The 15,263-nt window shown below is 57.4% G+C and carries 12 protein-coding genes and 1 pseudogene; 11 read left to right on the top strand and 2 right to left on the bottom strand.

All coding sequences use genetic code 11. The features are described 5' to 3' along the window. Positions 1 to 4 precede the first annotated feature (4 nt). On the top strand, positions 5 to 442 hold the full coding sequence (locus ACVLVH_RS17515) for an endonuclease domain-containing protein (protein ID WP_498949913.1): 438 nt from the start codon (positions 5 to 7) through the stop codon (positions 440 to 442). Between the two features lie 229 nt (positions 443 to 671). Here the strand turns inward: ACVLVH_RS17515 and ACVLVH_RS17520 are convergent. Further along, positions 672 to 2,387 (bottom strand): annotated as a pseudogene (locus ACVLVH_RS17520) (flagellar biosynthesis protein FlhA); the annotation flags it as partial. Between ACVLVH_RS17520 and ACVLVH_RS17525 the strand changes: the two are divergent. The 6 genes from ACVLVH_RS17525 (at position 2,359) to ACVLVH_RS17550 (ending at position 8,159) form a co-directional block, all read left to right on the top strand. Next, positions 2,359 to 3,273 (top strand): flagellar motor protein MotB, encoded by a 915-nt coding sequence (locus ACVLVH_RS17525; protein ID WP_192412110.1) that lies wholly within the window; start codon positions 2,359 to 2,361, stop codon positions 3,271 to 3,273. The pseudogene ACVLVH_RS17520 and the gene ACVLVH_RS17525 sit on opposite strands and share 29 nt — an antisense overlap. A 279-nt stretch (positions 3,274 to 3,552) precedes the next feature. Then, positions 3,553 to 4,167 (top strand): cupin domain-containing protein, encoded by a 615-nt coding sequence (locus ACVLVH_RS17530; RefSeq protein ID WP_498949915.1) that lies wholly within the window; start codon positions 3,553 to 3,555, stop codon positions 4,165 to 4,167. Positions 4,168 to 4,277: 110 nt separating this feature from the next. Next, a complete protein-coding gene (locus ACVLVH_RS17535; RefSeq protein WP_498949916.1) occupies positions 4,278 to 5,717 on the top strand; it encodes a circularly permuted type 2 ATP-grasp protein in 1,440 nt (479 codons plus the stop codon). Then, a complete protein-coding gene (locus tag ACVLVH_RS17540; RefSeq protein WP_101761812.1) occupies positions 5,711 to 6,640 on the top strand; it encodes an alpha-E domain-containing protein in 930 nt (309 codons plus the stop codon). Before ACVLVH_RS17535 ends, ACVLVH_RS17540 begins: the two co-directional genes overlap by 7 nt. Then, the gene (locus ACVLVH_RS17545; protein WP_101761813.1) at positions 6,637 to 7,437 is read left to right on the top strand and encodes a transglutaminase family protein; all 801 of its coding nucleotides are present in this window, start codon (positions 6,637 to 6,639) and stop codon (positions 7,435 to 7,437) included. The genes ACVLVH_RS17540 and ACVLVH_RS17545 overlap by 4 nt, the downstream gene beginning before the upstream one ends. 17 nt (positions 7,438 to 7,454) lie before the next feature. Beyond that, on the top strand, positions 7,455 to 8,159 hold the full coding sequence (locus ACVLVH_RS17550; RefSeq protein ID WP_101761814.1) for a proteasome-type protease: 705 nt from the start codon (positions 7,455 to 7,457) through the stop codon (positions 8,157 to 8,159). A gap of 35 nt (positions 8,160 to 8,194) precedes the next feature. Here ACVLVH_RS17550 and ACVLVH_RS17555 read toward each other — a convergent pair whose 3' ends face one another. Next, a complete protein-coding gene (locus ACVLVH_RS17555) occupies positions 8,195 to 8,815 on the bottom strand; it encodes a response regulator (RefSeq protein ID WP_101761815.1) in 621 nt (206 codons plus the stop codon). 275 nt (positions 8,816 to 9,090) lie between these two features. Between ACVLVH_RS17555 and olsF the strand changes: the two genes are divergently transcribed. The 4 genes from olsF to ACVLVH_RS17575 all read left to right on the top strand — a co-directional run bounded on the left by olsF (position 9,091) and on the right by ACVLVH_RS17575 (position 15,179). Continuing rightward, the gene (gene olsF / locus ACVLVH_RS17560) at positions 9,091 to 10,791 is read left to right on the top strand and encodes a bifunctional ornithine lipid synthase OlsF (RefSeq protein ID WP_101761816.1); all 1,701 of its coding nucleotides are present in this window, start codon (positions 9,091 to 9,093) and stop codon (positions 10,789 to 10,791) included. 566 nt (positions 10,792 to 11,357) lie between these two features. Beyond that, positions 11,358 to 12,425, top strand: coding sequence for an ABC transporter ATP-binding protein (locus ACVLVH_RS17565; RefSeq protein WP_192412107.1), 1,068 nt, complete (start codon positions 11,358 to 11,360; stop codon positions 12,423 to 12,425). 25 nt (positions 12,426 to 12,450) lie between these two features. Next, the gene (locus ACVLVH_RS17570; RefSeq protein WP_192412106.1) at positions 12,451 to 13,440 is read left to right on the top strand and encodes an ABC transporter substrate-binding protein; all 990 of its coding nucleotides are present in this window, start codon (positions 12,451 to 12,453) and stop codon (positions 13,438 to 13,440) included. Positions 13,441 to 13,442: 2 nt separating this feature from the next. Continuing rightward, entirely contained in the window at positions 13,443 to 15,179 is a 1,737-nt protein-coding gene (locus ACVLVH_RS17575; RefSeq protein ID WP_192412105.1) for an ABC transporter permease, read from the top strand. Positions 15,180 to 15,263 lie beyond the last annotated feature (84 nt).

The following is a 15,263-nucleotide window of genomic DNA, read 5'->3' on the forward strand; positions in this document are numbered from 1 at the left end:
CGCTGTGTTTTTTTATAACAGTTGCGATGTGTTGCTCAAGATTGCACTGCATGCGTTGAGATTGAGCCATTGCGGAAACAAGATGCGCTTTTTCAGGATGAATAACATGCGACATCATGTGCTGCGCGCGAAGGAACTGAGAAATAACATGACGCCAGCAGAGCGAAAGCTATGGTCTGTGCTGCGTGCCAGACAATGTGGCGGTATGCGATTTCGCCGACAGTACCCTTTCGGCCTGTATATTTTGGATTTCGCCTGCCTGGAGAAGCGGCTAGCGATTGAACTCGATGGATCGCAACATGGTGAAACTATCAGATATGCCGATGAACGTACGCAACGGTTAAATAGACATGGCTGGCGGGTGCTGAGATTTTGGAATCATGAGGTGATGCTGCAGCCGGACGCGGTTTTTGCGGTGATTATGGCGGCGTTAATGGGATAGTGCTGGGTGTTTGAATTCGCTCGTGCTCGCTGTCCCCCTCCTCGGTTGGTGCTTGCTGTCCCCCTCCTCGGTCCTCCCCCATTAATGGGGGAGGAAGATGCTGCCACATGCAGTTTCATTACTGGCATGTGGCAGCGTCTCCTTCCCCCGCTGGCTGGGGAAGGCCGGGATGGGGGACAGCCAGCACAATCTGGGGACAGCCAGCACAATCTGTGACAGCCAGCACGATCTAACTCACCTGACCCACAATCTGCAAATTTGCATCATCGGGCACTTCGTTGTACGACAACACATTCAATCCATTGGCAAACAGACGGGCGTAGCGCGCAATCAGTGGGCGCAGTTGCGGCGTTACCAGCAGCACCTGTGTCAGGTTCTGCGCTTTCAACTGCTCCACCATCACCGGCAGCGTGCTCTGCAGCTGCGTCAGAATATTCGGATCAACCGGGAAGCTATCCAGCGCCACTTTACCGGCTTGCTGTGCCTGATTCAGCGCCGCCAGCAGCAGATTCTCCAGGCTGTTTTCCAGCGTATAAGCCGACAGCGGTTTGTTGTCCGGCGCAATCGCCGCCACCATGGCGCGACGCAGGGCATAGCGTACATCGGAAGTCAGCAGGATCGGATCTTTGGTGATCGCCGCGCTCTCCAGCAACGTCGTCGCGATGGTGGTGATGTCTTTCAGCGACACCTGATCGTTCAGCAGCAGACGATACACTTTCAGCTGCAAGCTGTAGTTCACCGCCGCATTCACATCTTCCGACAGCTTAGGCGCCACATTCGCCAGACGCTGATGCAGCTGGGTAATGTCATCGTAGTTAAACAGCTCCGGCAGATTCTCGCGCACCACTTTATTCACATGGGTGGCCACCACGCTGGCGCAATCCACCACTTGATAACCCAGGTTCAGCGCTTTGGCTTTCTGCTCGGGCAGAATCCACGTCACCGCCATGCCGTAGGCCGGATCGGTATCCAATACGCCATCGATTTCGCCGTACTGTTCCGGCGTCGGGATCGCCATCAGACGATCGGCATGCACTTCGCCGACGGCGGTGCGCACGCCATTGATCTTGATCGCGTACTGCGCCGGCTTGAGGTGGAAATCCTCGCGCAGCGCAATCTCCGGCAGCAGCACGCCGCTGGTTTCCGACACCACTTGCCGTACGCCACGCATACGCAGCGTCAGCGGCGCACCTTTGCCTTTATCCACCAGCGTCACCAGCTTGTAGCCGAGATTCAGCCCGATCGGCTCAACCATCGGGATAGTGTCCCAACCGATGGCGGGCTGATCGTCCGGCTGCGTCAGCGCCTGGCTGATCGCTTCCATAGCGTGATGATCTTGCGTCGGCGCTTTAATTTTCTGGCTTTGACGCCACGCAGCGAACAGCAGCAGGCCGGTAAATACCAGGAACACCAGATGCGGCATGCCCGGCACCACCGCCAGCACAAACATCACGGCCGCAGCGGTATACAGCGTACCTGGCTTAGCCAGCAGCTGAGACTTGATGTCATCGCCCATGTCCGCACCATCGCTGATGCGCGTCACGATAATCGCCGCCGCCGTTGAGAGCAGCAGTGAAGGAATTTGTCCGACTAAGCCATCACCGATGGTCAGCAGGACATATTGTTCGAACGCTTGTCCTGCCGGTAAACCGTACTTGAACACGCCAATCAAGATTCCGCCAACCACGTTAATCAGCAGGATCATGATGCCGGCGATGGCGTCGCCGCGTACGAATTTGGACGCGCCATCCATTGCACCGTAGAAGTCGGCTTCGTTTGCCACATCCTGGCGACGCGTGCGCGCCTGTTCCTGATTGATTAACCCGGCATTGAGATCGGCATCGATCGCCATCTGTTTGCCTGGCAACGCATCAAGCGTAAAGCGCGCCGAGACTTCAGATATACGTTCGGCACCTTTGGTGACCACCACAAAGTTGATCATCAAACGCGGCGGCAAAAAGGCACACCATGCGCATCATGGCGGCGCGTGGAAAGTGGCCTTTGCGGACTTCACGTTGGCGATGATGGCGCTGTTTATGGTGCTGTGGATCATGGGCGCGGTGAGTGAAGAGGAGCGTAAAGAGATCGTCGCGCAATTGAACGGCACGTCGGTTTTTGATGGCACCAATTTCAATCCTTTTGACGTTGAGAACTCCGGCGGATCGGCGATTATCGGCGAAACCATGGCAATTTCCCCGCCGACGCAAACAGCGACTGTCAGCCCAGGTAAGGCTGACATCAGTTTGAACGCCGGCAGCAAGCCACAGGAAGATTTAGACAGCGTGCTGTCACGCTCGGATGCGGAGTTGGTGTTGTTACACAACCAGCTGCAACGGATGATCAACAGCTATAACGCGCAAAATTACCTGATGCTGGAAACCTTGCCACAAGGGCTGCGCATTCTGATTCAGGACGATCAGGATCGCATGATGTTCCCACGCGGTAGCGCGGTACTAACGCCATTCTTCCAGAAACTGCTTACCGAGCTCGGCCCGGTGTTTAACCGCATCGACAACAAAATCATGATAAGCGGCCACACCGATGCCGCGCAGTACAGCGGCAACGCCGCCTACAACAACTGGAATCTGTCTGGCGATCGTGCGCTGGCGGCACGCCGCGCGCTGGAGCGTGGCGGGCTGGAGAGTGCGCGCGTATTGCAGGTTAATGCCATGGCGTCACGCATGCCGCGCGATCTTGACGATCCCATGAGTGCGCGTAATCGCCGCATCGAAATTCTGGTGTTAACCGATGCCGCTGCAGAAACCCTGTTCCAGTTTTATGGCCGCGAAGGGGAGAACGTTGTGAAACCTATCGCTGAGCGCCTGCGATAACCTGTCAGTGCCTTTGAATCGCTTTTTTTGATTCGGCCGGTGGCGAAATCCACCGGTTTTTTTTGCATTAAATTCATGCCGCTTTGCGGCCAGGTGCGCATAAATGCGCGCCAGTTATGGCGACCCTCATTCACCCGCACGAGATGTTAATTATGTTGCTAATAAATTTGGCTTTAGTTAGCTAAATCATTCTTTTTTGTGAATTTTGTTGGTGGGCGCACATTGCAATGCCACTTTGGTAAGCCACAATTAAGCATTGTGATTAACCGGAGAAAGAGTATGACTGCCAACCACTCCAGCCTGCTGTTACTGATGTCTTTCGCCGCCGGCACCTTTTCCGCTGGATCCTCCAGCAATCCGCAACATCTGATGTTGTCGCTGCCGTCGGGTGGCGTGCCCAACAGCCCGCTGCCGCTGATCATCTGGCCCGGCATTATGCCGTATGACGATGAAAACCCTACGGAAGACAGCGCCGCCTGGTTTGAAAAAACCTTTACCCGCAACGGCTGGCCCGCCGCATGGCGTGCGCCGATCTTCCCTTATACGCATTACCATCCGAACACCCATGAAGTGCTGGGTGTTGCGGCTGGCTGGGCGGAAGTGCTGTTCGGCGGCGACAGCGGTCGCATGGTGACGCTGCGTGAAGGCGATGCGGTACTGATCCCGGCGGGTGTCGGCCACAAACAGGTATTTGCCTCAGAGGATTTTTTCACCGTTGGCGCCTATCCTGAAGGCATGTCCCCGGAAACCGTGCGTGATGAGCCGTCGCGTTTACGTACGTCGAAGGAGAAGATCCAGCAGGTGCCGCTGCCATCCCGCGATCCTTTTACCGGTGGCGAAGGCGCGATGACGGAGATCTGGCTGCCAATCGCGCAGCAGCTAATGCACCAGTAAAGTGCAAAACAGCCATTTCCGTTGACGCGGCGCGTGTGCCTGCCGGGGCAAGCCTCTGGCACAGTTTGTGCAGGAGAGAGTGAGGTCCTCTGACAAGCGCCGGGTAAATCATGAAAGAAAGCTACCAGATAGCATCACAATTCTATGATGAGATGTGGCTGAGCGATGGCCAACACCGCGCTCACTACCAGCAATACTGGGAATGGTTACAACAGGCGGACAAAGAGGCCGTGGCGCGCAAACGTGAAGAAGCGGAACTGCTGTTTCATCGCGTCGGCATCACCTTCAACGTCTACGGTGATGACGGCGGCGCGGAACGTTTAATTCCTTTCGACAGCGTGCCGCGCATCATTCCTGCCAGCGAGTGGGCAATGCTCGATCGCGGCATTCGCCAGCGGGTACAAGCCCTCAACGCCTTCCTGCACGACATCTACCATCAGCAACTGATCCTCAAAGCCGGCATCGTGCCCGCTGAACAGGTGCTGGTGAACGATCAATATCAGCCCTGTATGCAAGGCGTCGATCTGCATCGCCACATCTACGCGCACATTGTTGGGGTAGACATGGTGCGCAATAACGACGGCGAATATTACGTTCTCGAGGACAATCTGCGCACGCCGTCTGGCGTCTCCTATATGCTGGAGAACCGCAAGATGATGATGCGCCTCTATCCGGAACTGTTCGCCGGGCAGCACATCGCGCCGGTAGAGCGTTATCCTTCGCATCTGCTGCAAACCCTGCGGGAAAGCTCGCCGGTCAACGATCCGGTGGTGGTGGTGCTGACGCCGGGCCGCTTTAACAGCGCCTACTTCGAGCACAGCTTCCTCGCGCAGCAGATGGGCGTTGAGCTGGTGGAGAGCGCCGATCTGTTCGTCAAAGATGGCGCGGTGATGATGCGTACCACCGCCGGGCCGTGCAAAGTCGATGTGATCTATCGTCGCGTTGATGATGCCTTCCTCGATCCACTGGCGTTCCGCCCGGATTCGATGCTCGGCGTGCCGGGCTTGTTGTCGGTGTATCGATCCGGCAACGTGGTGCTGGCGAACGCGATCGGCACCGGCGTCGCCGATGACAAATCGATCTATCCCTACGTACCGGACATGATCCGTTTCTATCTTGATGAGGATCCGATCCTCAATAACGTACCCACCTGGCAATGCCGCAAACCGCAGGATCTTACCTACGTGCTGGCCAACCTGGCGAAAATGGTGGTGAAAGAGGTGCACGGCGCAGGCGGTTACGGCATGTTGATTGGCCCGGTGGCGAGCCAGCAGGAGCTGAGTGATTTCCGCGATCGCCTCAAAGCGCGCCCGGAAAACTACATCGCGCAGGACACGCTATCGCTCTCCACGTGTCCAACCTTTATCGATAACGGCCTCGCGCCGCGCCACATTGATCTGCGCCCGTTTGCGCTGTGCGGCGTGGATATTCGTCTGGTGCCCGGCGGCTTAACCCGCGTGGCGCTGAACGAAGGTTCGCTGGTGGTGAACTCGTCGCAGGGCGGTGGCACCAAGGACACGTGGGTTCTGGAGGATGACGCATCATGCTAAGCCGCACGGCCAGTGGCCTTTATTGGATGGCGCGCTATCTTGAGCGCGCAGAACAACTTGCTCGCGTGTTGGATGTGACCAACCGTTTGTCGTTAATGCCGGTGCGCGGTGACCAGGGCGACGATCTGCTGCTGCCGCTTAATCTCACCGGCACGCGTGAACTGTTTGAAACCCTCAACGGCCGCTTCACCATGCCGCAGCTGTTCAACTTTTTCGCCCTCGACGATCGCAATCCGTGCAGCATTTTCAGCTGCTGGCAGGAGGCGTGGAACAATGCGCATGCGGTGCGCGGCAGTTTGTCGTCGGAAGTGTGGGAGAGCATCAACTCGACGTGGATTGAGATGCGCAATACGCGGCGGCGCGGTATTACCAGCGCCAACGCCGATAGCTTTTTCGATTGGGTAAAAGAGCGCTCGCACCTGTTTCGTGGCGCGATGTTCGGCACCTTGCTGCGCGGTGATGCCATGAGTTTTATCCGCATCGGCACACTGATGGAGCGCAGCGACGGCACCGCGCGTTTGCTGAGCGTCAATCAGCAACTGCTGGAACAACAGTCCGATTCGGTACGCGAATATTATCGCCTCGACACCTTGCTGCGCGCGGTGTCGGCGCGTGAAGCCTACAACGCCATCTTTAAGCAGCAGCTGTTACCGGATCTGGTGAATGAGATGCTGATCCTGCGCAGTGAAAGTCCGCGATCGCTGCACTCCTGTATTGATGAGATCGCTACCCAGCTCGAGCAGATCGGTAGCAGCGGCGAAGATCGTCCGCGTTATCTGATCACCGTGCTGCTGGCGGAAATCAGGTTTAGTACCTGGGAAAGCCTGACCCAGGAAGGGTTAACGCACTGGCTCAATGCATTCCTGACGCGCCTGAACGCGCTGGCAGACAGCATCAATCACACCTATCTGGAGGCGAAATGAGACTGAACATCGAGCACAAAACCCGTTACGCCTACGAGCAGCAGGTGACACTCAGCACCCAGTATCTGCGTTTGACGCCGCAAAATTCGGTGCATCAGCAAATTATTTCGTGGGATTTGGAGCTGCCCTGCGCAGCCACCTGCACGCAGGATGCTTACGGCAACGTGATGCATGTGCTAACGCTGGATACGCCGCATCAGCAACTCGATATCGCCGCGCGCGGTGTGGTGGAGATCCTTGATGCCGGCGAGTGGGCACCCGATCCGGAGTGCGCGTTGTCGCCGCTGGTGTTTCTGCGCGCCACGCCGCTGACGCTGCCCAATCCCGAGATCCGCGAGTTTGCCCAGCGCTACTGGCGGCCGGAAAAGCCGCTCGCCAGCCTGGAAAAGTTGATGGATGAATTGCTGCTGAAGATGCCGTATCGTCCCGGCAGCACCCAGGTAACTGATACCGCCGCGAAAGTATTTGCCGCAGGCAGCGGCGTTTGCCAGGATCACAGCCACGTGTTTCTCGCCTGCTGTCGCACTCTGGGAATTCCGGCGCGCTATGTAAGCGGCTATCTCTATACTGAAAACGTTGAGCACGTCGCCACTCACGCCTGGGTTGAAGCCTGGCTGGATGGCAGTTGGCACAGCTTTGATATCACCAATAATACTCGCAGCACGCGCCAGCATTTACGTCTGGCGGTTGGTGTGGATTATCTCGATGCCTGTCCGGTGCGCGGTATGCGGCTGGGCGGCGGCGGTGAAGATATGCTGGCGGTGGCTGCGGTGCTTCAGGTGCATGCGCAGCAGTAATCAGAACAGGCGTAACTATGACTTATTGTGTGGCAATGCGTTTATCGTCAGGGATGATTTTTGTCTCTGATTCGCGGACCAATGCGGGCGTCGATCATATTTCCTCATTCCGTAAACTGCATGTGTTTCAGGTCGATGATGAACGCACGCTGGTGCTGCAAAGCGCTGGCAATCTGGCTACCACGCAGAGCGTGCTGAGCCTGCTGCGACGGCATAACGGCGATAACGATCAACCTAATTTGCTGAATGGACGATCGCTGTATGACATTGCGCTGATGGTGGGTGAAACGCTGCGCGAGGTGATCAAGCGCGATGGCGAGGAGTTTGGCGGCACGCTGCTGCTGGGGGGACAAATTCGTGGCGAGGAGCCGCGTCTGTTCCAGATCTATCCGCAGGGCAACTTCATCGAAGCCAGCGTTGATACGCCTTATTTCCAGATTGGTGAGAGCAAGTACGGCAAACCGATTATTGACCGCGTGCTGCGCTATGAAACGCCGCTCAGTCAGGCGATGCAGTGTGCGTTGATTTCAATGGATTCCACGTTAGCGAGTAATATTTCGGTGGGATTACCGCTGGATGTGATGGTCTATCGCACCGACAGTTTCAGCGATAGCGAGCAATATCACATTACCGAACAGCATCCCTATTTTTCACAAATTCGTCAGCTGTGGAGCAAAGGATTGTTGAGCGTGTTTTCGCAGCTGCCACCGTTAAAACTCTAATTGAGTGGGGTCGCCATTCATGGCGACCAGGTTTTTCACACTAACTCATTCAATTTTGCTGTCATATTAATGCCACTAATCCCTTTTAAACCTAATTTACGCAGGATTTTTATTTTATAGGTACTCACGGTTTTACTACTGAGTTGCAATTGTGAGGCGATCTCTTTATTTGTCATTCCCGACGCCAGTTTCACCAACACCATCAGTTCCCGGCGCGTCAGGCTCATCAATTTTTCACTCTCAATTAACTCGTTTACCTCGGCCGCTTCCTCCGTTACCGGATAAAAACGCTTACCACATTCCACCTCTTTTATTGCGGTAAGGAGAGTGTCTAAATTGCCGCGTTTACACACATAGCCTTCCACGCCTAATTGCAAGCAACATCGTTGATAAAAAAGGCTTTCTGACGCGGTATAAACAATGATTTTGAGGTCTGGCAACGCGCGCTTAATGTCCGTAATCAACGGAATGCCAGCGCGCCCAGGCATGGTGAGATCGAGCAGCAAAACGTCCGGACGTGTCCTATGCAGCTCGGTAATTAACAGATCGCTTTTATTAGCAGTGCCAGCGATGGCGTAGTGATATGACTGCAGTAATGCCTGAATGCCCGTACAGATTAACGGATGGTCATCAACAATAAATACCGAATGAATCATATGTGTAGCCCAGAGGAAAAAATAAAAAATAAACGCAAAGTTAAAACACCCTTTAACAAACTATTTAACTGGTGTGACCAGATTAATTCACGCTGCTTAACAATAAGCTTTAAGTCATGTCTTGAATTTGGGGTTTTAAGGTCAGTTTTTGTTTTTTATGCGCAAGAACAATGCAAGTGGCTGCTTTTTAGGCTTTCACGACGCCGCAGTCATAAATCTGAAAACAAGCCGTTTTAACGTCGAAGCGATAAACCGCTGCGTGTAAAAGGTGAATGATGTTTTCCGTTGATCAGCTTCTCGATACCTACTGGCCAGGTCATCAACCGGCAAACTGGCAGAAAAGCGCCCTGAAATGGGCCGTTCGCGAACATGAATTCCAGGCGTTTGCCGCCCGCTATCGTCATCTGAAAGGCGTGGATATGGTGGAGCAGGTACTGGAGCATCTTGATGTGCGCTGTGAACTGAGCGAGCGCGATTTGGAGCAGATTCCCACGCGTGGCCCGGTGGTGATTGTTGCCAACCATCCGCTCGGTGCGCTGGATGGTTTAGCATTGCTGGCGGCGGTTTCGCAGGTGCGACGCGATGTGAAAATTGTCGCCAACCGCATGTTGATGATGCTGGAGCCGATCAACAACATGATGTTGCCGGTGGATAACATGGGCAACCGTACCAGCCGCGAACAGCTAACGCGCATGCAGCAGCATCTCGATAATCAGGGCGTGCTGATTATCTTCCCAGCGGGTGAAGTGTCGCGCCTTTCCAGCCGAGGCGTGCGCGATCGTCACTGGCATCACAGCTTCTTACGCCTCGCGGCCCGCGCTCGCGCGCCCATCGTGCCAGTGCACGTGGTGGGGCGCAACAGCCTGGCATTTTACGCCGCCGCAAAAATTGCCTCGCCGCTCGCGTTACTGATGCTGGTACGCGAAATGTTTCGTCAGCGCGGTTCGCGCATTAAGTTACACATCGGCGAACAGATCCCGTTTGCCAACTGGCATGATGGCCACACGCCGGGCAAAGAGCTGGCGAAGCGGCTGCGCAAACATCTGTATCGCATTGGTCAGGGACGACGCGGCTTGTTTCAGACCGAAGCGGCGATTGCGCGGCCGGAAGATCGCGCCGAACTGAAAAAAGCGTTGATGGAGAGCGAGCGACTCGGCACGCTGCCGGATGGCAAGCAGATCTACCTGTGGCGACGCAACGGTGCCAGCTGGGTGCCGCTGCTGCGTGAGCTCGGGCGCTTACGGGAAGTGGCATTCCGCGCGGTGGGTGAGGGCAGCGGGCGTCGTCGCGACCTCGATAAATACGATGACGATTACTATCACCTGATTCTGTGGGACGACGATGCGCTGGAGATCGTCGGCGCCTATCGCTTTATTCCGGGCGCCGAGCAGCTGGAGCGTCGTGGGCTGGAAGGCATCTACAGCGACAGCCTGTTCCACTACGACGAGCGCATGTTGCCGATCATCAATCAGGGGCTGGAGCTGGGCCGCAGTTTTATTCAGCCCGCCTATTGGGGCAAACGCGGCCTCGATTATCTGTGGATGGGCATTGGTGCCTACATCGCTAAATATCCCGAAACCCGCTACTTATTTGGTCCGGTCTCGATCTCGGGCGGCATGCCGCTGGCGGCGCGCGATCTGCTGGTGGCGTTCTATCGTCTCTATTTCCCTACCGAACTGCCGCTGGCGACTTCACGCCGCCCTTATCCTGCCTCGTTACCGGAAGTGCTGGCGCAGTTCACCGGCGATAACTACAGCGAAGATTTACGCCGGTTGAAACATCTGCTGGCGAATCTCGGCACCGCCATTCCCACGCTCTACAAGCAATATTCCGAGGTGTGCGAGCCGGGCGGCGTGCAGTTTATCGATTTCGGCAGCGATCCCGATTTCAATAACTGTATTGATGGCTTAGTGCTGGTGGATCTCACGCGGGTGAAGCCCGCACGTTATGAGCGCTATATCGGCATGCATCTGTGAATCGCGTCATGCCGCTTAGTTAAGCACGGAGCGGCTTTCGTTCGCCTTGAACCTGGGCAGTTGCAGCACTTCGGTGCGGCGACCGAGCAGAGGACGCCTGGCCGCGCCCTCTGCACTCCCGGGCCTTGCGCCAGCCCAACCCGCCGCTTCGCGGTGCCTTCACTCATTTACGATTCCTGACGGACCGGCGGCGATTCGCTCCTGCTCAGCGCCGCCTCTCGCCGCATCCCTGCGGCTCGCCCTGGAATCTCTCATTCGTTCAGCGGGTTAGGATGTCGCCCCAACACCCGCGCTGCAGCAGTGGTGCGTATCCTTAACTCAAAATCGCTATCCATCCGCTGGGATTGCCATTCATGGCAACCAGATGCGCATAAATGCAGACTCTCGAAAAACCAAGCCAGGCATTCTGAGACTGCTGGATGCTTAGCGGGCGGTACCCCTGCGATGTCAGCGCGCTGCTTATCAGACAAGCATTACGCCATTTAGGGCGACCAGCTTCAATGTCATGGAATCGTCATCACAGTGTCGTAGGGTCTTAGCCGGACGGTTAGCGAAAGGCCAGAAACATGGCATCAATCACACTGCGCGGGCTGCGCAAATCCTTTGCGGCGCAGCCGGTATTGCAAGACATCTCACTGCAGATTGCGCAGGGAGAATTTATCGCCGTATTGGGCCCGTCGGGCTGTGGCAAAACCACCTTGCTGCGCCTGCTGGCCGGTTTTGAAACCGCCGATGCCGGAGAGATCCACGTGGGCGAACGCTGCTTCGCTGCGCCGGGCGTGCATCTGCCGCCGGAAGATCGTCAGCTTGGCGTGGTGTTCCAGAGCTATGCACTATGGCCGCATATGACGGTGGCGGAAAATGTTTCCTACAGTCTGAAAGTGAACGGCGTCGCGCGTGCCGAGCGCGAGCGCCGCACGCAGCAGGCGCTGGAGCTGGTGGGATTGGAAGCGTTCGCCGCCCGTCGTCCCGCCGATCTCTCCGGCGGTCAGCGTCAGCGCGTGGCGCTGGCGCGCTGTTTAGTGGCGCAACCGACCTTAGTTCTGCTCGATGAGCCGCTCGCCAACCTCGATGTCCACCTGCGCGCCACCATGGAAGAGGAGTTCCGCCGCTTCCATCATCACAGTCACGCCACCTTGCTCTACATTACCCACGATCAGCATGAAGCGATGGCGCTGGCCGATCGCATCGTGGTGATGGATGCCGGCCGTGTGATGCAGTTCGCCACGCCGCAAACGCTGTGGCGCGAACCGGCGAACGCCATGGTCGCGCGCTTTATTGACGACGGCAAAGTGCTGCCGATCAGCGATATCGAACCGCTCGGCGAGGGCCGCGCTTATGCCACGCTGTGCGGTATGCGCGTGTCGTTACGCTGCGCGCCGCATCAGCGTCCGCAGCCGCAGGCGCAAGCCAGTTTTCACGCAGTCGATTTCCACTTAGCCGCGCCGGGCGAACCACAGTTTGCCGCGCGCGTGCAGCGGGTGATCTATCGCGGCGGCCACTATCAGCTCAACGTGACGCCGCTGGCCGCGCCCGAATGCAGCATCACGCTGCTGCTGGCCGATCAGCCTTTACCCGTTGTCGACGCCACCGTGGGTGTGGCGCTGCGTGACGGCTGGATTCTTCCTTCTTAATCTTCTAAACCTTCAGGGAAATGCTATGCGTACGACGTTAAACGTGTTGATGTTAGCCAGTGGATTCGTGATCTCTGCCGCCAGCTTTGCCGACGAGGCGCCAGCAGGGAAATTGGTGGTTTATACCTCGCAGGCACCCGAAATTGCCCAGCAAACCATGGATGCGTTTAAAGCCGTCTATCCCAATGTGCAGGTCGAGTGGACGCGCAACGGCACCACGCAGTTAATGAACGTGCTGCGCACCGAAATGATGAGCGGCGAAGCCAAGCCGGATGTGCTGCTGATTGCCGACGCCATCAACCTCGGCGCGCTGAAAAACGAAAACCATCTCTACAGCTACAGCGATGCGCCGCTTAGCCACATCAATCCATCGTTTTACGACAAAGACAAAACCTTCTTCGGCACCAAAATCATCGCCACGGTAATTGCCTACAACACCCAGCATGCGCAGCCGATTGATAGCTGGAACGCGCTGGCGGTGGAAGCCAACAAAGGGCAGATTGCGGTACCAAGCCCGCTTTACTCCGGCGCGGCGCTCTACAAGCTGCACACCGATATCAACACGCCGTCGATTGGCTGGAGCTTCTACCAAAAGTTGGCGGCCATCGGCATCGCGCCGCAGGGCGGCAACGGTCCGGCGCTTAAGGCGGTCGCCAGCGGGCTGGATAAATACGGCATCATCACCGACGCCGACGTGATTCTGGCGAAGAAAAAGGGTTCACCGGTGGATCTGGTCTATCCCAAAGAGGGCGTGTCATATGTCACCGAACCGGTTGCCATCATGAAAACCGCGCACAACCTGCCGGCCGCCAAAGCCTTCGTTAACTTTATGCTTTCCGAGCCAGGCCAGAAGCTGGTGGTCGAGCAGGGCAACCGTCCGGTGGATGATCGCGTCTCAGCACCGGTAGGTTTCACGCCGATCAATAAAATCAAGCTGCTGTCGCCGGACGTGGCGAAAGCGATCAAAGAAGATGCGGCAGTGCGCGATCGGTTCAGCGCGCTGTTTGGTGGCTAAGCATGAGCGTGTTGAGCAACGAATGGCGCAATGTGACGCGCAAAGCGCCGCGCGTTAACAGCGAACGGCTGATTCTGGCGCTGCTGGTGTTGCTGATTGGTTTGCTGTCGGTGGCGCCGCTGATGCGGCTGGTGTGGACCGCCATTGCGCCCAGCGGCGTGCCGGATATCGCACGCTTAACGCGCCTGCTGGCGAGCGATCGCGTGTTGATCGCCAGCGGCAATACGTTGCTCATCGCGCTCAGTTCTACTCTGATTTCCGTGGTGCTCGGCACCGCCGCTGCGTGGCTGGTGGCGCTTAGCGATCTGCGCGCCAAAACCGCGTGGGTGTTTGCGTTTATCCTGCCGCTGATGATTCCGCCGCAGGTGACGGCGCTGGCCTGGCTGCAGGCGCTGGCTCCGGGCAGTCCGCTGGCGCTGCTGTTCGCCACGCTGGAGTTGCCGTGGTTTGCGCCCGGCGAGCAGCCGCTCTACTCCTTAACCGGCATTGTGCTGCTGCTCGGCACGCACAATGCGCCGTTGGTGTTCCTCACCGTGCGCGCCGGTTTGCGCCGCTTGCCCGCCGATTTGGTGGAAGCGGCGCAGGCCAGCGGTGCGTCACGCGCGCGCATCCTGTTCACCATTGTGCTGCCGCTGGCGCGCCCGGCGATTTTTGCCGGTGCCGCGCTGACCTTCGTTGCGGCGGCGGGCAACTTCGGTATTCAGGCGATGCTGGGGATTCCGGCGCGCGTGCCAACGCTGATCACGCTGGTGTATCAGCAGTTGAACGGCATTGGTGCGAGCGCGCTGCCAAACACCGCGGTGTATGCGTTATTGATTGCGGTAATTACGCTGGCGGGCATGGCGGCCAGCGCCTGGTTGGGCGGACGCCATGATGTGCGCATCAACGGTGCGCCGCGCCTGTGGCAGCAATCGTTGGGGCGCGGGCGTATGGCGGTTGAGGGCGTCGCCTGGCTGTGGATGGCGCTGACCTTGCTGTTGCCGCTCAGCGCGCTGTTGATCACCGCGCTCACCAGCGGTTTTGGCCAGGCGCTGAGCTGGCAAACGCTGACGCTGGAGAACTTCCGCGCCGCGTTGTGGGGTTATCCGGCGGTGCGACAGGCGTTTCTCACCAGCCTCGGATTGACCACGCTGGCGGCGCTGATTTTAACGGTTTGCGCGCTGTTTCTCGCCTATTTCCTCAGCTGGCGGCGAACTCAATTAGTGCGCGGATTGTGGCTGGCGAGTGAACTGACCTACGCGCTGCCGGGCATTGTCACCGGCGTGGCGGCGATGCTGTTTTTCCTGCGTCCGCTGCCGATCGTTAATGTCTCGCTGTATGGCACGGTGTGGATCATCCTTGCCGCCTATCTGGCGAACTTCCTCGCGCTGGTGCTGCGCCCAACGCTGGCCGGATTCGCCCAGTTGGAACCGGCATTAGATGAAGCGGCACGTTTGTGCGGCGCCGGTTTTCTGCGCCGCATGCGCGACATCTTATTGCCACTGGCGGCACCGTCGGCGCTGGCGGGCAGCGTGCTGGTGTTTCTCACCGCGCTGAATGAAATCCAGGTTTCGGTGCTGCTGGTCACCTCGCAAACGCAAACCATCGGACCGACCATCGTATTCCTTGATGAAGGCGGATCCGCGTCGCTGGCGGCGGCGGTGGGCTGCCTGATGATTGTGGTGGTTTGCTTATTAATGGCGGTTGCCACACGCCTGACGCGACGCTTGCCGCACGGCATTTTACCGTGGCAAGCGTAACGCCAGCCTGCCGTCAACGTATGATGATTTGTGAAGTATCCTACTGAACATTTTCTCGCCACTGCCGATAACTTACCTACCAAC

Source organism: Kluyvera sp. 1366 (assembly GCF_054823405.1).

Coding starts and splice junctions, on each gene's coding strand:
- ACVLVH_RS17530 (WP_498949915.1), top strand. CDS start 3,553: ATGACTGCCAACCACTCCAGCCTGCTGTTACTGATGTCTTTCGCCGCC.
- ACVLVH_RS17535 (WP_498949916.1), top strand. CDS start 4,278: ATGAAAGAAAGCTACCAGATAGCATCACAATTCTATGATGAGATGTGG.
- ACVLVH_RS17540 (WP_101761812.1), top strand. CDS start 5,711: ATGCTAAGCCGCACGGCCAGTGGCCTTTATTGGATGGCGCGCTATCTT.
- ACVLVH_RS17545 (WP_101761813.1), top strand. CDS start 6,637: ATGAGACTGAACATCGAGCACAAAACCCGTTACGCCTACGAGCAGCAG.
- ACVLVH_RS17550 (WP_101761814.1), top strand. CDS start 7,455: ATGACTTATTGTGTGGCAATGCGTTTATCGTCAGGGATGATTTTTGTC.
- ACVLVH_RS17555 (WP_101761815.1), bottom strand. CDS start 8,815: ATGATTCATTCGGTATTTATTGTTGATGACCATCCGTTAATCTGTACG.
- olsF (WP_101761816.1), top strand. CDS start 9,091: ATGTTTTCCGTTGATCAGCTTCTCGATACCTACTGGCCAGGTCATCAA.
- ACVLVH_RS17565 (WP_192412107.1), top strand. CDS start 11,358: ATGGCATCAATCACACTGCGCGGGCTGCGCAAATCCTTTGCGGCGCAG.
- ACVLVH_RS17570 (WP_192412106.1), top strand. CDS start 12,451: ATGCGTACGACGTTAAACGTGTTGATGTTAGCCAGTGGATTCGTGATC.
- ACVLVH_RS17575 (WP_192412105.1), top strand. CDS start 13,443: ATGAGCGTGTTGAGCAACGAATGGCGCAATGTGACGCGCAAAGCGCCG.